We start from the raw sequence: 23,057 nt of genomic DNA on the forward strand, positions 1-23,057 counted from the left end.
AAAGGATGAACTATGAATAAAAAAAAGCAGGGGGCCGCACTCGCTCAGCTAGCCATGGGAACGTCGCTTGACCTGGATGAGTTCGAGATCCCTGAGGCACCGGCGCAGCGAGAAAAACGCCATTACGACAACCTGTTTCTGCGAGGTGAGCAGAAAACGGTGCACCGTTACGTGGATTGCCGTTTCAGTAACGTCACCTTTGAGGGATGTCATTTCAGGACATTACATTTTGAACGTTGTGTAATGGACAATATACGCCTGGTCGCTTGTAATATCAGCGAATTGAAGCTCATCGGTTGTGATGTTCAACGGCTCGTTGCCGTGGACTGTCTGGTGAATCAATGCCTATTCCATGAAGGGAAGCAGCAGCAGATCACCTGGGGAAACAGCCTGATCGAGGGTATCAGCTTTAATCAGCACCAGGTTGAAAGCTTGCTGATTCATGACGTCAGTCTGGCTCGCTGGTCGGCGAGCGAATCATCATTCAGCCAGTTGGAAATACGCAACAGCGAGTTTAGCGATGCCGGTTGGTTTAACAGTCAATTGCAGATGAGCCGGTGGCTGGGGGGATGCGTTCGGCGGCAGGCTATGAGTGGTTGTACGCTGAACGCGGTCGATTATCAGGGCACGATCGGCAGTCATCAGGTTTGGAACGATTGCACCTTGTCACAGGTCAATTTGGCGAAAATGCCGTTGCAGGGGGCCAGTTTTCTGGGATCGCACCTGTCGGTTTGCGATATGAGTGACTGTAACCTGGCGCAGGCGGTGTTTACCCGAGGACAGTTAAACCGCTGCCGCTTGAATAGCGCCAATCTAACATTTTGCCAAGCGCAAGATGCCAGCTTCACCGACTGCGATCTTTCGGGTGCCTGTATGCGTAATGCGTATTTCAATGGCGCATTATTGGCGCAGTGCCGGGTTGATGGCAGCGATTTTACCGGGGCGGATCTGCGCGCGGCAGAGATACGGGACACGTCATTTAAGGCGATTAGCGGCGGCGACAAGATGCGTATGCATGGAGCTAGAGGCCCGGTGGCGAAAAGCGAGCCAACAGAGCCGCTGCTGACAAAAATCGATGCCTGGTATCAACGTAATCAACCAGGTTTGCCGGAGGCGTCCCCGTGGTCGCCTGGAAAACCGTTAAATGGAGGGAGTCGATATGTCTAGGATTATGCAGGCAGAAATGCCGCCAATGCAGCGCACTCTGGCGGTTAAAGATGACTATGCGATGGATTGCCGCCTGCCATCGGGAACTCAGGTGATAGCAGATGTCAGACTGGATGTGCATGGTTGCCTTTATTTAGCCTCTTATGCGGCTTATGACTTGCAGGTAGCAACCAGTTGCCTGCTAAAACCACAGGAAGGGGATCGGATCAGGGCTATCGTCGATCAGAAAAAACTGTTCGTCACCGATATATTATCCCGTAAACAAAGTGGTCCCCTGATAATTAATAGCGGGGAAAGTGAATTACATATTCAAGCGGCTGGCCTGACATTGAATGGGGGACATCATTTGGATATATATGCAGAGAAAATATCGTTGAGATCAAAAATGGCCAAATGGATTTCGGAGCAGATGAATCAGGTGGCGAAACGCTGGTTTGTGCAGGCTGATGATGCTTATCGTAAAATAAAACACAATGAAGACGTTGAGGCTAAAAATATCAGTTTTCAGGCGGAGGATATGCTGGCACTAAAGGGACGATTAACCTCAGTAAGCGGTAGCGCTGTGGTTAAGGTTGATGGCAGTCAAATTCATATGGGGTAAATAATGCCACCAGTTAATACCAATGCTTCAGGGTGTAGTATTTCAAGTTGTGACGTGCTTTGCCTAGGGCCTATCATTGTTGTCAGTTCCAATAATATGTCTAATAGCAACGGAACGGTTAATGTACCTAATTTTATGATTTGTGGTGGTTTCGTTCAGACGTTATCAACTCAATATTATACCACCAGTACGTACGGCGCAGGTGTAGGGGTGTGCTCTGGCACCAACTCGGGGAAAGGCATGCATATGATGGCATCGAGCAAGTTGATCGTGAGGGGTAGTGGCGCTTCTTATCTGGGCTGTGCCGGCATGTCGAATACCTGCAATACCGCCTGCGTGCAGTGCGCGCCAAGTCAGTATACGGTTCATGTTAGCTGTTAGCATAAAGAGGGGGTTGCTGGTTTTATTGTTATTTTCCCAGATCGGTTGCAGTAGTTTTATTTCCAGTGAAAGCCGAAATCGGTCTCAGATTATTGAGGTAGGGCTTTCCACTGCTTGGCAGGTTAATCCTGATAAATATCAATCTTCTCAGCCGGTGAAGATATGCGTCATCGAAACTCGCCGCGCCGGCTGGCTGCCGCCAAGGTTGTATGAAGGGAGAATATGCAGCGATCTTTCTAATTCTGCCGATATCATTAATTACGAAGTTTATATTTTAGCGCCGGGGCAGAATAAGACTTATCGGACCAGCGTTGAGGTGGCAGGGAAATTCAGCCGTTGGATTGTAGTAGGTGCCGAGTTTCGACGAGGTATTGGAGAGTATTCACTGATTGAAAAGGTAGTTGAACCAGGAAGCGATTTTAAAATGGATATTAATGCAGAGAATACGTCGTTGACTGTTTTATAAATAAAATAATGTGGGATGTAATATGCTGCCAACGCAACGTGTCGCCTGGGTTGAAGGAATGCTGATGGAACCTCAGCATTTCCAACAGCAGGAAAGATTTGTGGAAAATTTAATCCATACCAAGATAAAAAATCTCGGTGCCTATATTTGGGGACTGAGTGAGTTGGAAATAGATAACGACTTATTGTCTCAGGGGAAGTTGGCTATCCGCCGTGCCAAAGGCGTTTTTCCTGATGGCACGCCGTTCGAGATGCCAGGGCGTGATCCTTTGCCTATGCCGCTGGAATTGCAGGATCACCACCAGAACAAAGTGGTGTGTCTGGCCGTTGCGCTCGATATGCCTGGTAATCCGTATATCGACCTGACCCGTCAAAGCAGGGGCAGCCGCTATCGAGCGGTGGAAACGCAGGTACAGGACCGAAATCTGCTGCCGGGAACCGAAGGCAACCCGCGCAATGCGTTATTACAGTTGGGGCATCTGCAGACGCGTTTATGCCTGCAAGAGAGCAGCAGCAGCCTGGAGGCGATACTGCCTATAGCGACTATAGGTGAGCGAAGACCAGAAGGGGGACTGGTGCTGGATGGTAAGGTGCTGCCGGCGATGCTGGATTTTCGCGCTACGGGCTGGCTTCATGACGCTACAACGGAGTTGTTGGGATTGATCTCCCAGCGGCTGGCGGCGGTACGCCTGCCGGATGCTCATTATGCCGGTGGTGGCATGAATGAAGTGCTGGAGCTGATGTTGTTGCAGCTGCTGGGGGAATATCATCTATTGCTGACGCATTTGCTTAGTAGGCCGAATGTGCATCCGGAAGCACTGTTTCAGACGTTGCTGGGATTATTAGGGCGTTTATGCATCATTCCTGGCGGCGAAGCGGTACAGGCTCGTCCCGAACTGCATTACAACCATGAACGACCGGGGCAGGGTTTTTTCCAGCTGTTTGCTGCGCTGCGCCGTGCGCTGTCGCTGGTGATTGAGTCGCCAGCCGTCGCGTTGCCGTTTAAAAGTAATGGCAAGAATCTATACCTGTGTCAGAACGATGCCCAGTTGCGCCTCGATCGACTGATCTTCGCCGTCAGCGCGGACATTCCTGCAGAAGTACTGCGCAGCGAATTCCCTGGTCAGATCAAACTTGGGCCGGTGGAAAAGATGGCTCAACTGATCGACTTTCAGTTGCCCGGTGTGCGGATCAGCGCGTTGGGAGCACCGCCGCGTCATATTCCTTATTATCCCGACAGCATCTACTTCGAGGTGGATCCTGCCGATCCTCTCTATCAGGAAATGATGTCCGGTGCGGCGATGGCGTTAAGCGTAGTGGGAGATTTCCCATCCTTGCGTTTTGACGTTTGGGGGCTGCGTCCAGGGAGAGGGCGATGAACGAATTTAGCGAGAAAATCCGTGAGGCTATGTCAAATTCGCGCGCTGGCCTGCATCAGGTGAGCAGCTTGCTGAACTCTCCGCTTGGCCAGGCGGGCATTGGAAGCATGGCAGCATTCGCCGTCGGCGTGCGGCGAGATGGAGAATCAACGGCGCCCGAGCCACACTCGGCGGAGTTTCATTCCAGAGCCTTGGCGGCGGGCGGAGACGCTTATTTCACTTCGCCAGCCACGGTAGCCGAAAAAGCAATCGCACCGGGTCGCGTTGGCGTGTTGTCCGGCAGTTGGAACAACGTCTGCATCGCGGCAGCGATGCCGGTATTGTTGATCGTCGAGCGCGTCCGTGGTCAGCGCGGCGTGGACAACTTTGCGCTACGCGCGCAGCTGGTCCGCGAACTACAGAATTTTAGGCAAGTCATGCTTAAACAGCAGATCCTGCCGGAGGATGTACGCAGTATGTCTTACCTGCTGTGCACCTTTATCGACGGGGTACTCGCCGAACTGCGGGACAATGGCATAACGCCACTGAACCTGCTGATTGAATTTCATCGGGATTCCTGGGGGGGGGAGAAAAGCTTCGACGATCTGGAGCGTTATCTGCTGGATCCGCATCAATACCGTGAAATTCTTGGGCTTTACCATCTGATTTTATCGTTGGGCTTCAAGGGAAAATATCACATCCTGGAACGCGGCGAAATTTTGCTGGCTGACCTGTTTATGCGTCTGAATAGTCTGCTTTATGAGCGTGGCACGACGCAGGCACTCAATGAAATCAAAGTGAACGCTGTGGTGTGCAAACGTCACCGTTTTAGTCCGACGCGTTTGCTATCCATGGGCGTGCTGTTGTGCCTGATCGCCTATGGCGGTATCTCCTTTTATTTGCACGATAAGTCACGGGATATACGCAACGCCATCATGGCTTGGGAACCGCCGATGCCACGCAAGATCAATATTATGGAAACCCTTCCGCAGCCGCTACCGCAGATTCTGAACGAAGGCTGGCTCGAAGTACGGGAAGATCCGCGTGGCTGGCTGTTGCTGTTTACCTCCGATGGCGCGTTTCGTACCGGGAAATCCGTGCTTTCTCCCGAATTTGTCAAAAAGCGCAATATTGAACGTTTGGGCGAAGCGCTATCGGGATGGCCAGGCGATCTGGAAGTGATCGGACATACCGATGCGCAGCCTTTCCGTAGCAGCAAAGTGAAGGATCCCAATCTGCGTCTGTCCCAGGAGCGTGCTGATATGGTCGCGGACAAACTGCGGGAAGGCTCCATGGTCAACAGCAAATATCAACGCAATATCGTGGCGGTGGGCAAGGGGGATAGCGAACCTTTGGCGAGCAATGACACCGAGGAGGGGCGGCGCAAAAACCGTCGAGTGGACATCCTTTGGAAAGTCGGCGAACGCGGTGAAACCCATGACGGTAGCAGACGGCAGGAAGACAATCAGACGCCTGCGTTACTGAATAACCATAACGCAGGAGCCTCTCGTTGACGGGATGTACATTTCTATGATTCGCAGAACTTTTATTCTATTACTGGCGGTGATCCTTTCACTGGTGATCTGGTGGGTAGGGCCTCTGGTTTCGATCGGTTCATTACGACCAATAGCCGCTATCTGGGTGCGTGCCGTGCTCATTGCCGTCATCCTCGTCTGGGCTCTATGGCCCTGGGTTGCCGCCTGTCTCGGTTGGCTAGCTAGCCAAATCAGAGCGCCAAAGAGCACGTTAAAGCGCAGTTGTGCACGAGATCGTGTCTCCTCACGATTTTATGATGCCATCCGTACCTTGAAATATATCGGCATTGCCGAGCAGAAAAGCACATGGCGGCGTTTCTGTTACCGATTGAGCAGTAATTATCTTAATGACAAGCCCTGGTTTTTAATCATGGGGCCGGCCGGGTGCGGTAAAACTTCGCTGATTAATGAAAGCGGCAAACGATTTCTATTGTCGGAGCAATACGGTTTTAAACATACCGTCGATGTGGGATCTACGCGCGACTGTAATTGGTGGCTGACCGACAAGGCGGTTTATATTGATACAGCTGGAGAGTGGACCCAGATACACGGTTTGAGCGAAGAAGCGAATAAAGCGCAGGGAGTACTCTATTCATTGATTAGACGCCATCGCCGCCACCCAGGCGTGGATGGCGTGATTCTTTGCCTGGATGCTGCATGGTTACTGCATACGGCGTTGACAGAGCGTAAATCCATGGCGGATGCGCTGTGCGCCCGCATGTTGGAAACTGCCGGTTTTTTCCGCAACGATGTGGCGGTGTATCTGGCATTGAACAATATCGATTCCCTGCCAGGAGGTGAAACTTTCCTGGCGGAGATCAGTGATGAAGTTCTTTCCCAGGGCATTGGTTTTACCCTGATTTTTTCCGCAGATGGCCAGGTGGATTATGGTCGCAGCGACACTGAATATACCCGTATGGCTGCGCGTATCAGTGATCATGCGCAAGAGCTGCTGCATAACGCCCATTCGGCAGAACAGCGGCAGCAACTGCTGTTTTTCACCGAGTCGGTAGGCAATTTGCGCAAACCGCTGTTCAACCTGCTTGAGCAGGTTTTCCCCCAACTGCCGGTGGGCTACGCCGGACAAATTCGTCAGGTTTGGCTGGGCAGCACTCAGGTATTGCAGCGCGCGCAATGGGGGGGGGAATGGGATATGCGACCCTCTGGGCATCTGTATGCTCCGATGCTAGACAATGCGATCCTGGAGCGCGGTGTGCTCAGTGCGCGAGCCATGCCGTTACGCAACCGAGTGAGTTTGACGTTACGCTATGTCGCGGTGTGTGCTTTGCTGGCCTTCTCCGTCAATCTGATGGCGACCCGTTATCTATGGGAGGAGGAGTACATCGCCTATATGACCGCCAGTTTTGACGAAACCAAACGTATGGTGCGCGAAATCCCAGCGACCAATCGAGTTAGCGATGATTTGATTTCGGCTTATGAACAGTTGGGATATATGTCTGCTCAGCTGAGTAGCAATCCTTCCCCCTTGATCAATCCCTATTTCGAGCATGGTCTGATCAACAAAGAGGCGCAACAGACCTATCATCGCCATTTATTCAAGTTTTTCTGGCCGGCGATGGAACGCTATGTGTATGAAGAGCTGGGACGGGATATTACCGCGAATAATGATGACGTGTACAACACGCTGAAAATCTATTTGATGCTGGGGAAACCTGAGCATCGTTCTGCCCAGGAATTGGAAAACTGGTTTTCTTCGCGTTGGAGCAGCTTTGCGCCGCAGGGATATTCGGATGCGGATAAGCGCATTTTTATGCTGCACCTGCGCACGATTTTCTCTGAGTCTCTGCAATCTCAGGCACCGGTGACCAAGCTACAACCTGAACTGATTCGTCTGGCACGACTGAAAGCAATGGCGATACCGATCCACATGCGAGTGCTACGTGGTTTGCAAAGTCGTCTGACTTCGGGCATTGACAACGTTTCGCTAGCCAGCGCCGCGGGGGCTAACGCCTCGCTGATGCTACGCCGCAAAGGGCAGGCGGTAGTTACCGATATGGCGGTACCGGCATTTTATACGCTGGCCAGTTACCATGATGTGTTTAAACCGCAGCTTGATGGTGCAGTGGATAACATGATTCAGGAAGAAGCCTGGGTGTTGCGGGACGGCAACGGCCAAGCGGATAGGCTCAAGGCGCTGGAATTCCGACAGAAGCTTACTGATGAAGTGCGCAAGTTGTATTTATTGGAGTATGCCGATCATTGGGAAAAGTTCCTGAAGGACATCCGGGTACGCCCAATTGCCAGTCTGGACGATGCAGCCCTGTTGGCGCGGCAATTTTCAGATCCGTCCTCGCCGTTATCCAATCTGTTGCGTTTCGTGACCCGGCAGACCAACCTGACCAATACCGATCGCCGCAATGTCTCCGGCTGGTTAGATAAACGCCGCCTTGAGCTGGAAAATACCCGACGTGACATTCTTGGCGAAATTTCCGGCGAACGCAGCCATTTCCGTATTACACCAGAAAAAGAGCTGGAGCAGCGTTTCGAAGCGGTCCGTAGGCTTGGCGCACAGTTGATGCAAACTCCGACCGCTAACAATGACCCTCTGGCGCGTCGTTTCGAGGAAATGTACAACCAGCTATCGTCGTTGGCTATTGCCCTGCGTGCAGGTGAGGTGTTACCGCAGAATTCACTTAACAATTTGAAGATCGCCGCCGCGCAACAGCCTGAACCGGTGCGCAGCATTATGCAGGATCTGCTGGAGGTGGGTAATACGCAGAGTTTGCAACAGAGTAGCCACAACTTGAACAGTGGTGCTGCATCGTTTACTGCCAATGTATGCCGCAACGTTGTCTCCGGGCGTTATCCCTTCAACCGCAACGCCCGGGATGAAGTCGGGATAGGCGACTTTTCTCGCCTGTTTGGTCCTTCGGGAGCCATCAGGAGCTACTTTGATCAGCATTTGGCATCTTACGTAGACAATACGGCGGGTAAGCTGCAAGTACGTGAAGGTAGCCGCGGGTTGCTCAGCGCCAGTACGTTGCGGGCATTTGAAAACGCCATGTTGATTGGCGATACCTTCTTTAACAAGGGCGGTGAAACCATGGCCTTTTCCCTGTATCTGCGGCCTTTGACGCTGTCGTCCAATATTATGGAGGCCGAACTGGATATTGATGGTCAAGTGCTCCGCTACAGCCATGGCAGCACTCAACCGGTGAGCGTTCAGTGGCCTGGGCAAAATGGTGGAGCTTACGTACGCCTGTCGTTCAAGGACTTGAATGGTCGCATAGAATCAGTCAGTTTCAATGGGCCCTGGGCACTATTCCATCTGTACGATAAGAGCAACCCGATCTCTATCGATCGCGATCGCCAAGAGCTAACGATGGGGATCTCTTCCATGAATGGTCTATTCAAAGTGGAATTGCGCTCAACCATGAATGATTTTCCACTTTGGTCGCGGGCGCTCAATGAGTTTTCTTGCCCAAATGTAAAAAGTAAATAATGGAGAAGCTATGTTGGACCCTAATAAATTAATTGAGATGTTGACGAATATGACGGCAATGAGTCAGTCAACCCAGCAGTCTCTGACACAAAGCTTTATGTCAGGTGCCGCTGGGATGAATATGAACGGCGCGGGGGAAATGGAAAAAATAATGTCGCAGATGTCGCAGATGAGTGAGAAAGCAGCATTGGACATGGGAGATATGATGAAAACTTTTCAGCAGGAGTGCAGCATGATGAAAACATCCCAGCAGGAGAGCAACATGCAGGTTAGAAACGGGGAAAAAGAGTCGGAACAGGGGGGGAGTTTCCCTCAGGGAGCGATGGATTTTTTCACCAATATGCAAAAGAAATAATCAAATGACCCCAACGTACCGGTGTTCACGCCGGTACGTAATCTCACTGACATACCTTTCCAATTCCTTTCCAGCGTCACACAATGTTGCTCGTGGCACATCCACAGTTTCAGCAAGCGGCCGAGCCGATCTTTTTACTGAGAAAGTCTTTAGTATAGTCGCGTAACCATTTGTGCGAAGGAGAGTTGTCGTGGCGGGGATGCCAGGCCTGGATCAGGTTAACTTCAGGAAAGGCATTTTCTGGCTCAAAGGCGATGGCGTCCATATGAGCGCTGCCAATGGCCTGCATGAAGAAGGTGGGAACAACTGCTAGGGTATCGGTTCGCAGGACGGTTTCCAGCGTGGTGAGATAACCGGGACTTATGCCGACAATCTTGCGCTGATAACCATGAGCATTGAACATGGCGTCAACGTCTTCATTAAGCCGTCCTTTAGTGCTGATAAAATCGCAATTAGCAAGATTGCTGAGAATCGGTGCCAGACTGAAAATTTTATGTTTTTTGTTGGCGATTAGCATGCAACGGTCACGGTGGATAGTCCTGATTTTTATTTCCGGGCTAAGCTGTCTAGGCTCACCGATATAGAGATCAATATTATCTTTGCGTAGAAAATCCACGGAACCATGATCATAGGAGAAATCCAGCACCACGCTTTGCTCCTGCTTTTGCAGCTCTTGCAACATGCCGGAATTCAACATGGCGATGGTCAGATCGTTAGAGGCTATACTGAAGGTCAGTGTGGTGCGACTGATATCGAAAGAGAGATTTTGGTTGAGTACCGAGTCAATGTTATTAATCAGACTGCGAATTTGTGGTCTCAATTGTGTGGCCAATGGCGTGAGTATCAGCATGGATCCTGAACGTACCAGCAATTGATCCTGAAATGAATCCCGTAGTTTATTGAGAGATTTGCTGATTGCCGGAGGCGTAACGTTTAATTTTTTTGCAACCTTGCTCACGCTGCACTCTTCCAGCAGCGAGTCTAATATTATTAATAAGTTCAGATCTGTGCGTGGCATATAACGTTAGTCCCTAATGTAAATAATAATCATCAAGAAAACACCACTGACAGGCCATATCGATAATACAGGTTGCCTGCAATTATTGTTAGGTAAAAACCTGTTTTACGTTAAGGGTGCAATGGGTTTGTTTAATTCAATAGATATATTTTATTTAACCGCCAGTGAAGATCGTGAAATAAATAATTAAAGAGTAGTTAACTTGTTTTCAATGGAGCTGGTTGGCAGATTAAGATAAATTTTTTTTAAACAACCTACCAGGTAAATCCAATGAACCTAAAACAAAATCCGGAGACGTTAATCAAAACAGTTCATTATGAGTGGAATGAACTTATGCGTGATACTGAGAATACGTCTATCACCTTTAGAGTTATCTGTAGCATCGCAACACATTCAGGTTTAAGTGTTGAAGGCAGTCACATTTTTACTATTCATAATATCTTCCATGCGGAGGATAAGAATGCGCTGGCGTTAACCTCCGAAAGTGCTGCTTATAATAATGCGATACAGTGTTTGACCGCAGCCTTTGCCTTCAGTGGGCAGACGCTTCCTGCCATGAAGGAATGATATGGAATAAAGTCCACCGTTTTTGTTATTGCTACCCCGTTAAATCGGGGTAAACCGCCCTTAAATCATACCTGCTCTGATTGTAAAAATTCATGGTTGACGCCAAGAGTAATTTGGCATCGAAGAATTATTTTACGATTGCTTCTCCTGAACCATCTTTTCATGTCGTAAAGTTTTACATTGTTAACTATTTCGACGCAGGGAAGCAGCAAGTTTTTCCTACTGATAGCATAATGTTTATTTTTCTTCGTTATGTCTTCGGTTTTTTTTTAGCTCCATTATTTTAATATGACGATAGAAAGAGTAAGTGGATATAGCTAAAAGAACCATTATACACATGCAATAAATCAACAGCATTTTATCTTTTCATCCATTTTATGTTACAATTTTAATATTTATGCAACCAGTGCAATTATACTAATTAACAAATATTTTACCGTAAGTAAACTTTTAGTATGTTGTGATATTTCTCTGATTAATCCCTCTGGCGATAGCATTGTTTGGTGGTTTAATCCACTTGCTGTTATAAAAAAAAGCCCCAATATGTACCGGGGCAAATGCATAACGCGATAATGTGGGGGTGGCCTATATTTTGGCCAGGAGTAGGTGGTTATATTAAAAGTCGGTAGCGGTTATTCAGCTAAGAGGAGATTAGATTCTGTACAACCGTCCAGCGACAAGATGAATTTATACCGGATATGTCGATGAATAAAGTGAATCATGGTTATTGACTCATTTCCGCCATCGTTAACATTTGACGATAATATAAATGGAGTAATTAACTAGGTTCAGATGATTTTGGCTGTGAGTATTAATTGATCATGCCCCCAAAATTCTACCTCATTCAGCAAAACATGCCGTCATGGCGAATACGCATTCTGAATGGAAGTAGCGTTGATGACAAGTCACGGTTGTTCGAACGGTGGATTACCGGTGCACTTAGGCTGGATTAGCTGATAATAGGTGTCAGAACACTATGGCTGACAGTCCCACTCAAGGGGGACAGGAATTATAGGTTCGTGATTGCGCTAATAAAAAGCGCTATTGTCAGCCGCAATAGTTTAGATACACGCTCCGTTATGGCAGATGACCGTATACCATGCTTTGCGAACTTGTTAGAACAGCGGCCTGATTGCCTTATGGTTACTATAGGAATAAATATGGCATTAGATATTTATCAGTAGTAAGAAATACATATGACATAAATCAGATTTGGGGTGATGGATATCGGGATGGAGATGTTAACCGTCCTGATTTTTGGTTAGTGAGTATGACGATTTATGATGCGTTTCTTATGCTATTACTATACAACCTAAATAAAATGAACATTCATTACGCGAGCCAATGAGCTAAAGCTGCGTTAGCATGATTCAAATTGCATTACCAGAAAATGAAAAACCCACGCTGTTGCGTGGGTTTCATAAAAATTTTCTGCCCGACGAGGTTGAGTGAAACCTCATTCAATAACAGAAATAATTTAGACGTTGAACAGGAAGTTCATCACGTCGCCGTCTTTGACCACGTAGTCCTTGCCTTCTGAACGCATTTTGCCGGCCTCTTTGGCACCTTGCTCACCTTTATAGGTGATGAAGTCGTCAAAGGCGATGGTCTGAGCGCGGATAAAGCCTTTTTCGAAATCGGTATGGATTTTACCGGCAGCCTGCGGTGCGGTTGCGCCAACTGGGATAGTCCAGGCGCGAACTTCCTTCACGCCGGCGGTGAAGTAGGTTTGCAGGTTCAGCAACTGGTAACCGGCACGGATTACTCGGTTCAGGCCCGGCTCTTCCAGGCCCAGTTCGGCCATAAATTCGTCGCGGTCTTCGTCTTCCAGTTCGGCAATGTCGGACTCAACGGCGGCGCATACTGCCACCACCACCGAACCTTCGCCCGCGGCGATTGCGCGCACGGTGTCGAGATACGGGTTGTTTTCGAAGCCGTCTTCGTTGACGTTGGCGATGTACATGGTCGGTTTCAGCGTCAGGAAGCTCAGGTAACGGATGGCCGCCTTGTCTTCATCGCTCAGATCCAATGCGCGCAGCATGCCGGCGTTTTCCAGATGCGGCAGGCATTTTTCCAGTGCGGCCAGTTCGGCTTTGGCGTCTTTGTCACCGCCTTTGGCTTTCTTCTGCACGCGCTGAATGGCACGTTCGCAGGTATCGAGATCCGACAGCGCCAGCTCGGTATTGATAACGTCAATGTCTTCGGCAGGATCGACCTTGTTGTTGACGTGAATGATGTTGTCGTTTTCGAAGCAGCGTACCACGTGACCGATGGCTTCGGTTTCGCGGATGTTGGTCAGGAACTGGTTACCCAGGCCTTCCCCTTTGGATGCGCCCTTTACCAGGCCCGCGATATCAACGAATTCCATGGTGGTCGGCAAGATGCGCTGTGGTTTTACGATCTCGGCCAGTTGATCCAGACGCGGATCGGGCATCGGCACCACACCGGTGTTCGGTTCAATGGTGCAGAACGGGAAGTTGGCTGCTTCGATGCCCGCTTTGGTCAACGCGTTGAACAGGGTGGACTTGCCGACGTTTGGCAGGCCGACGATACCGCATTTGAATCCCATGTTGTTATCACCTTAAATATCTTAACTATCAGCCAGTTAACTTTAACTGACCGCATAAAGGGCAAAATAATGCCGTCATTATACACGTAATGCGCATTTATCTCGATCCCGCCGTGCTGCCACGCCAATGGCGGCGCGTTGCACACTCGGCGACCAAAGGTTTGTGTTGAGATCCTGCTCACATTTCAACATACTTGTCGCTATATTTAACCAACAGGAAACGTGTCGGATGTATTTCTTGCCTAGTCCACCCTGAGTGTTCCCGCCAACTAAATTGCCTATTACATCACTGACGCCTCGTCAGGGTTGATGTTTTCTGCTGCCCAAAGTGGGTATTCGCGTTAGTTATCAAAATCAGACTATCTGGAAAATTTATGTTTAACCTGAGCAATTTCAGGCTGGCGGACGTCAAGAATGAGGTTCTGGCCGGTTTTGTTGTAGCGGTATCGATGATCCCGGAAGCGGTAGGCTTCTCGCTGGTGGGCGGCCTTTCGCCGATTGTCGGCCTGCATACCGCCTTTATCATCGGCCTGACCACCGCGCTGTTCGGCGGCAAGCCGGGCATGGTTTCCGGCGCGGCGGGGTCGATTGTGGTGGTGCTGATGAGCCTTGCTGCGCAACATGGCATGGATTATGTGCTGTGGGCGACGATATTCGCCGGGATCATTCAAATCCTGATCGGCCTGTTCCGGTTGGGAAAATTCATCCGGCTGGTGCCGCTGCCGGCAATCCATGGCTTTGTCAACGGGCTGGCGATTGTCATCATGCTGGCGCAGTTGCACATGATCGCCGGCCATGGACTATTGATGTACGGGCTGGTGCTGCTGGCAATTCTGGTGGTGGTGTTTTTCCCGCGCTTGGCGCGGGCCATTCCGGCATCGCTGGCGGCATTGCTGGTGGTATCGGCGCTGGCCGTCGGTTTGAATCTCGACACGCTGCGCGTGGGCGATCTGGCAGACATTTCCGGCAGCCTGCCGCATTTCAGCCTGCCGATGGCGCCGTTTACCCTGGATATGCTCAAGGTGGTGCTGCCGTATGCGCTGATCATTGCGCTGGTTGGTCTGATTGAATCGCTGCTGACCATGACGGTGCTGGATGAAATGGGCGGCAAAAAGGGCAATGGCAACCGCGAAAGCCTGGCTCAGGGCGCGGGCAATGCCATCTGCGGCCTGTTTGGCTGCTTCGCCGGCTGCGCGATGATTGGCCAGTCGATCATCAACTTCACTTCGGGTGGCCGCGGGCGTATTTCCGGCGTGGTGGGGGCGTTGCTGCTGATTCTGTTCGTGGTCAGCCTGTCGTCATATATTGGCGTGATTCCCGTCGCCGCGCTGGCGGGTATCATGCTGGTGGTTTGTTACAATACCTTTGAATGGAGCTCATTGCGCCGTTTGAAGCGCATGCCAAAAGAAGACGCCTTTATCCTGCTTACCGTTACCTTGATTACCGTTTTCGCCGATTTGGCGGTGGCGGTAATCAGTGGCGTGATCATTTCGGCACTGGTCTTCGCCTGGCAACATGCACGTATCACCATCCGTGATAAAAAAACCGAATCCGACACGGTTATCTACTCTCTGGAAGGACCGCTGTTCTTTGGTTCGGCGGCGGCCTTCGCCGAACTGTTCCAGCCACACAACGATCCGCAATCTATCGTATTGGATTTTGCCCAGACGCGGGTGATGGATTCCAGCGGGGTTGAAGCCATTGACAAGTTGACGGCGCGCTACCTGGCGGCCGGCAAAACGGTGCGGTTACGCCATTTGAGTGAAGATTGCGTCAGCCTGCTGCGCCAGGCCGGGCCGTTCTGCGTGCATGAGCTGGACGATCCGACCTACCGCGTTGCTGCGGATTAAGCGGCTTGAACCATGCCCACTACGCCAGCGCAGGCGCGGGAATGGTCACGCAACTTCAGCAGTGGGGCGGTATTGTGGCGTTGCGCTACGCCACATCATTGCCCGCCGGATGGCGGACCGCCATTGAGCGGAATCAGCCACCGGCCTTGAAGGCGTGTAGGCGGTTCATGGCTTTGGTCATGCCTTCTTGCAACAACAGTTCGGTGCAGCGCAGCGATTCGTCGATGGCGTCATCAATCAGCGCCTGCTCGCTGGCAGGCGGCTTGCCCAGAACGAAACCCACCACTTTGTTGCGATCGCCCGGGTGGCCGATGCCGATGCGCAGGCGGTAGAAGTTGGGGTTGTTGGCCATTTTGCTTTGAATGTCTTTCAGACCGTTATGCCCGCCGTTGCTGCCACCCAGTTTCAGCTTGGCCACGCCAGGCGGCAGATCCAGTTCGTCATGCGCCACCAGAATTTCATCGGGTTGGATACGGTAAAAGGTCGCCATCGCCGCCACCGCTTTGCCGCTGAGATTCATAAAGGTGGTAGGTACCAGCAGGCGAACGTCATGACCTGCCAGATTCAGGCGTGCGGTATAACCAAAGAATTTGCCTTCTTCCTTTAGCGGTTGGTTATGGCGCTGTGCCAGCAGGTCTACATACCACGCCCCGGCATTGTGGCGCGTTTGGGCGTATTCGGTGCCTGGGTTCGCCAGGCCAACAATCAATTTGATACTGCTCACGGAGTGATTCGCTATGCTCAGAATAATGGAAAGGGCATTAGTCTACCTTCCGAGGTGCCGAATGACAAAACGCGTGCTGCCGTCGTCCCCGTCAAGTTGATTTACCTGCAATAGTGAATAATACATTAGCGTAACAATTCAATTTGAGCGCTAATAATTACCATAACGTAAAGAATTGTCAGACTTAATTCCTCATTTGTGATCGTCAACTCAATACCCTTGCTAGCGTAGTGTCTATACTTTACTTATCAAAGAGGGTTAACAATTTATCTGTTACTCCCGTTTGGTTTTCTGGCATGGAGGAGGTGACATATGAAACGTAAAAATGCACAGTTGATGAGCAACGTTCTGATGGGCCTGGGGCTGGTAGTCATGATCGGCGGGGTTGGATACTCCATTGTGGCTGAAGTATCAAGCTGGAATTTACCGCAGTTTTTTGCCCACGGCGCAATCTTCAGCATCTTTGTCGGCGCACTGCTGTGGCTGGTTGGCGCACGCGTCGGCGGGCGTGAGCAGGTGGCGGATCGCTACTGGTGGGTCAAGCACTTTGATAAACGCTGCCGCGGTAATCAGCATCACTCTTCACATTAATCTAAAAGGAAGCGGTTGTTCGGCAAGGGAATCATGCCGTGTAATCAGGTTGTGAGCCATGTCCGTCATTAATAGAAAACCCGTTGTCGCTTGCGCTTCAACGGGTTTTTCTTTTACTGCAATGCGTCAACGCCATGCCGGCATGCGAGGGTTGCGTGCCAGCCAAGAATCAATGTTCGAACATCGCCGAAATTGATTCTTCGTTGCTGATGCGGCGGATGGCTTCTGCCAGCATGCCGGACAGCGTAAGCGTGCGGACGTTTTTCAGTGCCTTGATTTCCGGCGACAGCGGGATGGTGTCGCAGACGATCACTTCGTCGATGACCGAGTTCTTGATGTTGTCCACGGCATTACCGGAGAAGATCGGGTGCGTCGCGTAGGCAAATACGCGCTTGGCACCGCGTTCTTTCAACGCTTCAGCCGCTTTACACAAGGTACCACCGGTATCAATCATATCGTCAACCAGCACACAGTCTCGGCCTGCGACGTCACCAATAATATGCATCACCTGAGAAACGTTGGCGCGTGGGCGGCGTTTGTCGATGATAGCCATATCGGTATCGTTGAGCAGTTTGGCAATAGCACGGGCGCGTACTACACCACCGATATCCGGCGAAACCACGATTGGGTTTACCAGGTTCTGTTGCAGCATGTCTTCCAGCAGGATCGGGCTACCGAACACGTTATCTACCGGGACATCAAAGAAGCCTTGAATCTGTTCAGCATGCAGATCCACTGTCAATACGCGGTCAACCCCTACGCTGGAGAGGAAATCGGCAACAACTTTGGCAGTGATCGGAACACGCGCAGAACGCACGCGGCGATCCTGACGAGCGTAACCGAAGTAGGGGATAACGGCAGTGATACGACCTGCGGAGGCGCGACGCAGGGCATCGACCATAACAACCAGTTCCATCAGGTTGTCGTTGGTGGGGGCACAGGTGGACTGGATGATGAAAATATCACCACCGCGTACATTTTCGTTGATTTGCACGCTCACTTCGCCGTCGCTAAAACGACCTACAGCGGCGTCACCAAGGCTGGTGTACAAACGGTTGGCAATACGTTGTGCTAGTTCCGGGGTGGCGTTACCAGCAAAAAGCTTCATATCAGGCACGAGAAGAACCTCAGGCTTGCGTCCAGAGAAGATATTGTCATTCGGCCTTCGCCAAGGGGCAATTGGCGACGCCGACGCAATATACATACGGGTGTGTAAAACTCAATGAGGCGTAGCTGGCGCTGGGATGACAGGGGCAGGTGTGGCTGACCCTGTGCAGCAAAACGTTGAGCTACGACTCAAACTGCCCGGAACGGCGACGATGTAGTGGAGAGACGTTAACGCCACGCGCTACAAAACCACGCAACCACTCCGGGGCTTGACTTAACACCTGACGGGCGGCGATCTCTGTGTCGAATTCGGCAAACACACAGGCTCCGGTGCCAGTCAGGCGTGACGGCGCGTATTGTAACAGCCATGAAAGAAGCTGTTCAACCTCGCGAAAACGTTTTCTTGCGATCGGTTCGCAATCATTTGCGTACGGCGCCTGTAATAGTACGTCCAGTGGGCGAACCGGGGTATTTCTTTTTAATTCTGCATCGCCAAAAATCAGCGGTGTGGCAATGCTGACGCCCGGATGAGCCACCAGATACCATTTTTCCTGTGGTTCAGCCGGCAGCAAACGCTCGCCGATGCCTTCGGCGAAGGCGGCGTGACCGCGTACGAACACCGGCACATCGGCACCCAGGGCCAGACCCAGCGCCGCCAGACGCTCATCGCTGAGGCCGCATTGCCACAGGCTGTTAAGCGCCACCAGCACCGTGGCGGCGTTGGAGGAGCCGCCGCCGAGCCCGCCACCCATCGGCAATACCTTGTCGATGCTGATATCGGCGCCGCATGGTGCGCTGTCAATCTTCTGTTCGCTGCAATAATCTTGCAGCAGACGCGCCGCACGCACGATCAGATTCTGTTCATCCGGCACGCCGTCGACCGGCGTCAGCAAACGAATCTGCCGATCCTGGCGCGGCACGATGGTCAGGCTGTCGCCGTAATCGAGAAACTGGAACAGCGTCTGTAATTGATGATAGCCGTCGGGGCGACGGCCGGTGATATATAAAAACAGATTGAGTTTTGCCGGAGAGGGCCACGGGTGAATCATTTGAGCGTCCAGTTATCCATCTTCAACTTGATGCGCTGCTCGCCCTGTTGCAGTTCCAGACGGCTTGGCAGCTGGGGCTTCAGGTCGCTATTGTAATCCTGATAGTCGACGTTCCAACGCTGGCCGCCTTGCTGGTAGCTGAGCTTGCTCAGGCGATACTGGTCATCAAGCGTAAAATCGCTGGCTTCTCCCGGCAGGCCGAGCATCCATTGGCGCAGGTTATCCAGCGGGATCGACATGCCGGTCAGTTTGTGGATCATTTCTTCGGCGTTATCGCTGACGTAGCGCTTGCCCTGATTGTCCGTCAGTTGCACCACATTTTGCTGCACGTTCAGTTCCAGTTCGGTACTGCCCAGCGGATTGGTCAGCAGCAGGCGGTAACGCTCGGGTGAGTATTGTTGCCAGAAGAAACGGGCGTAGACTTTCTTGCGATCGGAAATATAGGCAAAGGCACCACGGGTCTGATACTGACTCAACTGCTGTACCGCCTGTTCATGGGCGCGCCATTGCGGCGAGGTAGGACTGGTCGCCGGGCCGGTCGGCCGGGTGGTGGTACAGGCCACCAATACCAGGCTGGCCAGGGGTATCAGACGGAGCAGACTGACTTTGCGGATTGGCATAACTTTTGTCCTTTTGTCCTTGCGGGCTAACGTGATGCAACCCATTCTGCCACCACGCTAGCGGGCGAATGGCGTAGCGTCAATAGGCGAGGGTGGGAGTTCGGTTGGCTGACGATGCGGGAAGCTTCCCCAGATAAATGCTCAATAATCGCCACGCGGCGCCCAATTGGCTGGTAAACCCACTAGACTGTTAGATACGGGCGGCGTGATTGTTAAGCTATCGCGGTATTTTCGTCGTCTAATCATGATATTAGCCATTTATTGAACTTTTTGCTCAATTTATAACGTCTATAACAGTGATTGGACGGAAGATGCGGTTGTTACTTTTATTGATCCCGCGCATCAAGTAGAATGCCGTTCAACGAGAACCCGTACCAATATAAGTATTACTCGAAGCAATGACCCTGCTGGCGTTAGGTATCAATCACAAAACCGCTCCGGTTTCCTTGCGGGAAAAAGTTACCTTTTCCCCCGAGTCAATCGATCAGGCGCTGAACAGCTTGCTCCAGCAACCGCTGGTGCAGGGCGGTGTCGTGTTGTCCACCTGTAACCGCACCGAGCTGTATCTCAGTGTTGAACAACAGGAACACATTCACGAACAGCTGGTCGCCTGGCTGTGCGAATACCACAAGCTGCGGCCGGAAGACGTCAGCAAAAGCCTGTACTGGCACCATGACAACGACGCCGTCAGCCATCTGATGCGCGTTGCCAGCGGTCTGGATTCGCTGGTGCTGGGCGAACCGCAGATCCTTGGCCAGGTGAAAAAAGCCTTTGCCGAATCGCAACGCGGCCAATCGCTGTCGGGCGAACTCGAGCGCCTGTTCCAGAAATCCTTCTCCGTCGCCAAACGCGTGCGTACCGAAACCGACATCGGTGCCAGTGCGGTTTCGGTGGCCTTTGCCGCCTGTACGCTGGCACGCCAGATCTTCGAATCACTGGCGGATCTGAACGTCCTGCTGGTGGGCGCCGGTGAGACCATCGAGCTGGTGGCGCGCCATCTGCGCGAGCACAATGTCAAACACATGATCATCGCCAACCGTACCCGCGAGCGCGCCCAGCTGCTGGCGGACGAAGTCGGTGCCGAGGTGATCACCCTGCCTGAGATCGACGCACGTCTGGCGGATGCCGATATCATTATCAGTTCTACCGCCAGTCCCCTGCCGATCATCGGTAAAGGGATGGTAGAGCGAGCGCTGAAGGCGCGTCGCAATCAGCCTATGCTGCTGGTGGACATCGCTGTTCCGCGCGATATCGAACCGGAAGTCGGCAAGTTGGCCAACGCCTATCTGTACAGCGTTGACGACCTGCAGGCGATTATCCAGAACAATCTGGCGCAGCGTAAGGCGGCAGCGGTACAGGCAGAAACCATCGTTCAACAGGAAAGCACCAACTTTATGGCCTGGCTGCGTTCGCAGGGGGCGGTGGAAACCATTCGCGACTACCGTTCCCAGGCCGATCAAATCCGTGCCGATATGGAAGCCAAAGCGCTGGCGGCCATTGCCCAGGGGGCCAACGTGGAGCAGGTTATTCACGAACTGGCCCACAAGTTGACCAACCGCCTTATTCATGCCCCTACCAAATCCCTCCAGCAGGCAGCCGGCGACGGCGACGTGGAGCGGTTGCAAATATTACGCGACAGCCTCGGGCTGGATCAGCACTAGTTTTCTCTTATTAACAGGGTTTATAACCACGCATGAAGCCTTCTATTGTTGCCAAACTGGAAGCGTTACAAGAGCGCCATGAAGAAGTTCAGGCGCTGCTCGGCGATGCCGGCGTTATTGCCGATCAGGATCGGTTCCGCGCGTTGTCGCGCGAATATGCGCAGCTGACCGATGTCAGCCGTTGCTTCCTGGAGTGGCGCCAGGTGCAAGACGATGTTGCCACCGCCGAGATGATGCTGGACGACCCGGAAATGCGCGAAATGGCGCAGGAAGAGCTAAAACAGGCCAGAGAAACCACTGAAACGCTGGAGCAGCAGTTACAGCTGCTGCTGTTGCCGAAAGATCCGGACGATGAGCGCAGCTGCTTCCTTGAAGTGCGTGCCGGTACCGGCGGCGATGAGGCTGCGATTTTTGCCGGCGATCTGTTCCGCATGTACAGCCGCTACGCCGAGGCGCGGCGCTGGCGGGTAGAAGTCATGAGCGCCAACGAAGGTGAGCACGGCGGCTACAAGGAAGTGATCGCCAAGGTATCCGGCGACGGGGTGTATGGCCAGCTTAAATTCGAATCCGGCGGCCATCGCGTACAGCGGGTACCGGAAACCGAGTCGCAGGGCCGTATTCACACTTCCGCCTGTACCGTGGCGGTGATGCCGGAAGTGCCGGAGGCCGAGCTCCCCGAGATCAATGCGGGGGATTTGAAGATCGACACCTTCCGTTCCTCTGGCGCGGGCGGCCAGCACGTCAACACCACCGATTCGGCGATTCGTATTACCCACTTGCCGACCGGCATCGTGGTGGAATGCCAGGACGAACGCTCACAGCATAAAAACAAGGCCAAGGCGATGTCGGTGCTTGGTGCACGCATTCGCGCTGCAGAAATGGCCAAGCGTCAGCAGGCGGAAGCCTCCACCCGCCGCAATCTGTTGGGCAGTGGCGATCGTTCTGACCGTAACCGTACCTATAACTTCCCGCAGGGGCGCGTGACCGATCACCGCATCAACCTGACGTTGTACCGTCTGGACGAAGTGATGGAAGGGAAACTGGACATGCTTATCCAGCCGATCGTGCAGGAGTACCAGGCCGATCAGCTGGCCGCGCTGTCTGCCGAGCAAGAGTAATGGATTATCGCTGTTGGCTGACGGCCGCGACTGCGCGTTTGACGCACAGTGACAGCGCCAAACGGGATGCGGAAATCCTGCTGGGGTTTGTCACCGGTCGTGCCAGAACCTTTTTGCTGGCGTTTGGCGAAACCCTGCTGACGCCGCAGGAAAGCGCCCAACTGGAACAGCTGCTGGCGCGCCGTGAACGCGGCGAGCCGGTGGCCTATCTGATTGGCGAACGCGAATTCTGGTCATTGCCGCTGTCGGTATCTCCCGCTACGCTGATCCCGCGTCCTGATACCGAATGCCTGGTGGAACAGGCGCTGGCGCGGCTACCGACACACCGCTGCGAGATCCTCGACTTGGGGACCGGTACCGGGGCAATTGCCTTGGCGCTGGCCAGTGAACGCGCGGATTGTACGGTGACCGGCGTGGATTTACAGCCGGCAGCGGTCGCCCTGGCGCAGCATAACGCGCAAAAGCTGGCGATTGGCAATGTGCAATTTCATCAGGGCGACTGGTTTACGCCGGTTGCCGGCCGCCGTTTTCATCTGATCGCCAGCAACCCGCCATACATTGACGCTACCGATGGGCATTTGTCGCAGGGCGATGTACGCTTTGAACCCGACAGTGCGCTGGTGGCGCAGGAGCATGGCCTGGCAGATTTACGCGCTATCGTACAGCAGGCTCCACGCTATTTGCAGCCGCGAGGCTGGCTACTGCTGGAACATGGTTGGCAACAGGCCGAAAGCGTGCGCGGCATGCTGGCGGCGGCCGGCTTCAACGCGATAGAAAGTTGTCGCGATTATGGCGGCAATCTACGCGTGACGCTCGGCCAATATCTTTGACATAAAAATAACGACACAGACAAGGCAA

At 52.4% G+C, this 23,057-nt stretch carries 19 protein-coding genes; 13 read left to right on the plus strand and 6 right to left on the minus strand.

Annotated features, from left to right (window positions below):
• The first annotated feature begins 12 nt into the window (after positions 1-12).
• From NYE85_RS14435 to NYE85_RS14465, 7 genes are all read left to right on the plus strand, one after another.
• Positions 13-1,167, plus strand: a complete 1,155-nt coding sequence (locus NYE85_RS14435) for a pentapeptide repeat-containing protein (RefSeq protein WP_259005442.1) — start codon at positions 13-15, stop codon at positions 1,165-1,167.
• Complete coding sequence (locus tag NYE85_RS14440) at positions 1,160-1,768, plus strand: DUF3540 domain-containing protein (protein WP_259005443.1); 609 nt, start codon at positions 1,160-1,162, stop codon at positions 1,766-1,768. The genes NYE85_RS14435 and NYE85_RS14440 overlap by 8 nt, the downstream gene beginning before the upstream one ends.
• Before the next feature lie 367 nt (positions 1,769-2,135).
• A complete protein-coding gene (locus tag NYE85_RS14445) occupies positions 2,136-2,615 on the plus strand; it encodes a type VI secretion lipoprotein TssJ (protein WP_259005444.1) in 480 nt (159 codons plus the stop codon).
• A 22-nt stretch (positions 2,616-2,637) separates the two neighbouring features.
• Positions 2,638-3,993: a type VI secretion system baseplate subunit TssK gene (gene tssK, locus NYE85_RS14450; RefSeq protein ID WP_259005445.1), complete on the plus strand. Its 1,356-nt coding sequence runs from the start codon at positions 2,638-2,640 to the stop codon at positions 3,991-3,993.
• Positions 3,990-5,486: a type IVB secretion system protein IcmH/DotU gene (icmH, locus tag NYE85_RS14455; protein ID WP_259005446.1), complete on the plus strand. Its 1,497-nt coding sequence runs from the start codon at positions 3,990-3,992 to the stop codon at positions 5,484-5,486. Before tssK ends, icmH begins: the two co-directional genes overlap by 4 nt.
• A 4-nt stretch (positions 5,487-5,490) precedes the next feature.
• Positions 5,491-8,970, plus strand: coding sequence for a type VI secretion system membrane subunit TssM (gene tssM, locus NYE85_RS14460; RefSeq protein ID WP_259005447.1), 3,480 nt, complete (start codon positions 5,491-5,493; stop codon positions 8,968-8,970).
• Positions 8,971-8,980: 10 nt separating this feature from the next.
• A complete protein-coding gene (locus NYE85_RS14465) occupies positions 8,981-9,325 on the plus strand; it encodes a DUF6277 family protein (RefSeq protein ID WP_259005448.1) in 345 nt (114 codons plus the stop codon).
• A 109-nt stretch (positions 9,326-9,434) separates the two neighbouring features.
• On the opposite strand, the gene NYE85_RS14470 is transcribed toward NYE85_RS14465, so the two are convergent.
• Entirely contained in the window at positions 9,435-10,343 is a 909-nt protein-coding gene (locus tag NYE85_RS14470) for a LysR substrate-binding domain-containing protein (protein WP_259005449.1), read from the minus strand.
• A 270-nt stretch (positions 10,344-10,613) separates the two neighbouring features.
• On the opposite strand from NYE85_RS14470, the gene NYE85_RS14475 reads away from it, so the two are divergent.
• Positions 10,614-10,910 carry a hypothetical protein gene (locus NYE85_RS14475; RefSeq protein ID WP_259005450.1) on the plus strand — a complete coding sequence of 99 codons (297 nt, stop codon included), beginning with the start codon at positions 10,614-10,616 and terminating at the stop codon, positions 10,908-10,910.
• 1,477 nt (positions 10,911-12,387) lie between these two features.
• Here NYE85_RS14475 and ychF read toward each other — a convergent pair.
• Positions 12,388-13,479 carry a redox-regulated ATPase YchF gene (ychF, locus tag NYE85_RS14480; RefSeq protein WP_259005451.1) on the minus strand — a complete coding sequence of 364 codons (1,092 nt, stop codon included), beginning with the start codon at positions 13,477-13,479 and terminating at the stop codon, positions 12,388-12,390.
• A gap of 374 nt (positions 13,480-13,853) precedes the next feature.
• Between ychF and NYE85_RS14485 the strand changes: the two genes are divergently transcribed.
• Positions 13,854-15,329: a SulP family inorganic anion transporter gene (locus tag NYE85_RS14485; protein WP_259005452.1), complete on the plus strand. Its 1,476-nt coding sequence runs from the start codon at positions 13,854-13,856 to the stop codon at positions 15,327-15,329.
• 133 nt (positions 15,330-15,462) lie between these two features.
• Here NYE85_RS14485 and pth read toward each other — a convergent pair whose 3' ends face one another.
• Positions 15,463-16,053 carry an aminoacyl-tRNA hydrolase gene (gene pth, locus NYE85_RS14490; RefSeq protein ID WP_259005453.1) on the minus strand — a complete coding sequence of 197 codons (591 nt, stop codon included), beginning with the start codon at positions 16,051-16,053 and terminating at the stop codon, positions 15,463-15,465.
• Positions 16,054-16,365: 312 nt separating this feature from the next.
• Between pth and ychH the strand changes: the two genes are divergently transcribed.
• Positions 16,366-16,644: a stress-induced protein YchH gene (gene ychH, locus NYE85_RS14495; RefSeq protein WP_259005454.1), complete on the plus strand. Its 279-nt coding sequence runs from the start codon at positions 16,366-16,368 to the stop codon at positions 16,642-16,644.
• 169 nt (positions 16,645-16,813) lie between these two features.
• On the opposite strand, the gene prs is transcribed toward ychH, so the two are convergent.
• The 3 genes from prs to lolB all read right to left on the minus strand — a co-directional run bounded on the left by prs (position 16,814) and on the right by lolB (position 19,420).
• Positions 16,814-17,761 carry a ribose-phosphate diphosphokinase gene (gene prs, locus NYE85_RS14500; protein WP_039992027.1) on the minus strand — a complete coding sequence of 316 codons (948 nt, stop codon included), beginning with the start codon at positions 17,759-17,761 and terminating at the stop codon, positions 16,814-16,816.
• 172 nt (positions 17,762-17,933) lie between these two features.
• A complete protein-coding gene (gene ispE, locus NYE85_RS14505; protein ID WP_259005455.1) occupies positions 17,934-18,800 on the minus strand; it encodes a 4-(cytidine 5'-diphospho)-2-C-methyl-D-erythritol kinase in 867 nt (288 codons plus the stop codon).
• On the minus strand, positions 18,797-19,420 hold the full coding sequence (gene lolB, locus NYE85_RS14510) for a lipoprotein insertase outer membrane protein LolB (RefSeq protein ID WP_259005456.1): 624 nt from the start codon (positions 19,418-19,420) through the stop codon (positions 18,797-18,799). The genes ispE and lolB overlap by 4 nt, the downstream gene beginning before the upstream one ends.
• A gap of 398 nt (positions 19,421-19,818) precedes the next feature.
• On the opposite strand from lolB, the gene hemA reads away from it, so the two are divergent.
• Genes hemA through prmC form a run of 3 tightly spaced genes read left to right on the plus strand, consistent with a single transcriptional unit; the run spans position 19,819 to position 23,029 of the window.
• Positions 19,819-21,081 carry a glutamyl-tRNA reductase gene (gene hemA / locus NYE85_RS14515; protein ID WP_259005457.1) on the plus strand — a complete coding sequence of 421 codons (1,263 nt, stop codon included), beginning with the start codon at positions 19,819-19,821 and terminating at the stop codon, positions 21,079-21,081.
• A gap of 32 nt (positions 21,082-21,113) precedes the next feature.
• Positions 21,114-22,199, plus strand: a complete 1,086-nt coding sequence (gene prfA, locus NYE85_RS14520; protein ID WP_004962017.1) for a peptide chain release factor 1 — start codon at positions 21,114-21,116, stop codon at positions 22,197-22,199.
• On the plus strand, positions 22,199-23,029 hold the full coding sequence (prmC, locus tag NYE85_RS14525; RefSeq protein WP_259005458.1) for a peptide chain release factor N(5)-glutamine methyltransferase: 831 nt from the start codon (positions 22,199-22,201) through the stop codon (positions 23,027-23,029). Before prfA ends, prmC begins: the two co-directional genes overlap by 1 nt.
• The last annotated feature ends 28 nt before the right edge of the window (positions 23,030-23,057 follow it).

This window comes from Serratia sp. AKBS12 (genome assembly GCF_024793895.1).
In the GTDB taxonomy this organism is placed as follows: domain Bacteria; phylum Pseudomonadota; class Gammaproteobacteria; order Enterobacterales; family Enterobacteriaceae; genus Serratia_F.

Excerpts from the sequence above, each read along its gene's own strand:
- prfA (WP_004962017.1), top strand. The coding sequence starts at position 21,114 with ATGAAGCCTTCTATTGTTGCCAAACTGGAAGCGTTACAAGAGCGCCAT.
- lolB (WP_259005456.1), bottom strand. The coding sequence starts at position 19,420 with ATGCCAATCCGCAAAGTCAGTCTGCTCCGTCTGATACCCCTGGCCAGC.
- ychH (WP_259005454.1), top strand. The coding sequence starts at position 16,366 with ATGAAACGTAAAAATGCACAGTTGATGAGCAACGTTCTGATGGGCCTG.
- NYE85_RS14465 (WP_259005448.1), top strand. The coding sequence starts at position 8,981 with ATGTTGGACCCTAATAAATTAATTGAGATGTTGACGAATATGACGGCA.
- hemA (WP_259005457.1), top strand. The coding sequence starts at position 19,819 with ATGACCCTGCTGGCGTTAGGTATCAATCACAAAACCGCTCCGGTTTCC.
- NYE85_RS14470 (WP_259005449.1), bottom strand. The coding sequence starts at position 10,343 with ATGCCACGCACAGATCTGAACTTATTAATAATATTAGACTCGCTGCTG.
- NYE85_RS14485 (WP_259005452.1), top strand. The coding sequence starts at position 13,854 with ATGTTTAACCTGAGCAATTTCAGGCTGGCGGACGTCAAGAATGAGGTT.
- NYE85_RS14445 (WP_259005444.1), top strand. The coding sequence starts at position 2,136 with ATGTTAGCTGTTAGCATAAAGAGGGGGTTGCTGGTTTTATTGTTATTT.
- tssM (WP_259005447.1), top strand. The coding sequence starts at position 5,491 with ATGTACATTTCTATGATTCGCAGAACTTTTATTCTATTACTGGCGGTG.
- prmC (WP_259005458.1), top strand. The coding sequence starts at position 22,199 with ATGGATTATCGCTGTTGGCTGACGGCCGCGACTGCGCGTTTGACGCAC.
- NYE85_RS14475 (WP_259005450.1), top strand. The coding sequence starts at position 10,614 with ATGAACCTAAAACAAAATCCGGAGACGTTAATCAAAACAGTTCATTAT.
- ispE (WP_259005455.1), bottom strand. The coding sequence starts at position 18,800 with ATGATTCACCCGTGGCCCTCTCCGGCAAAACTCAATCTGTTTTTATAT.
- ychF (WP_259005451.1), bottom strand. The coding sequence starts at position 13,479 with ATGGGATTCAAATGCGGTATCGTCGGCCTGCCAAACGTCGGCAAGTCC.
- NYE85_RS14440 (WP_259005443.1), top strand. The coding sequence starts at position 1,160 with ATGTCTAGGATTATGCAGGCAGAAATGCCGCCAATGCAGCGCACTCTG.
- icmH (WP_259005446.1), top strand. The coding sequence starts at position 3,990 with ATGAACGAATTTAGCGAGAAAATCCGTGAGGCTATGTCAAATTCGCGC.
- tssK (WP_259005445.1), top strand. The coding sequence starts at position 2,638 with ATGCTGCCAACGCAACGTGTCGCCTGGGTTGAAGGAATGCTGATGGAA.
- NYE85_RS14435 (WP_259005442.1), top strand. The coding sequence starts at position 13 with ATGAATAAAAAAAAGCAGGGGGCCGCACTCGCTCAGCTAGCCATGGGA.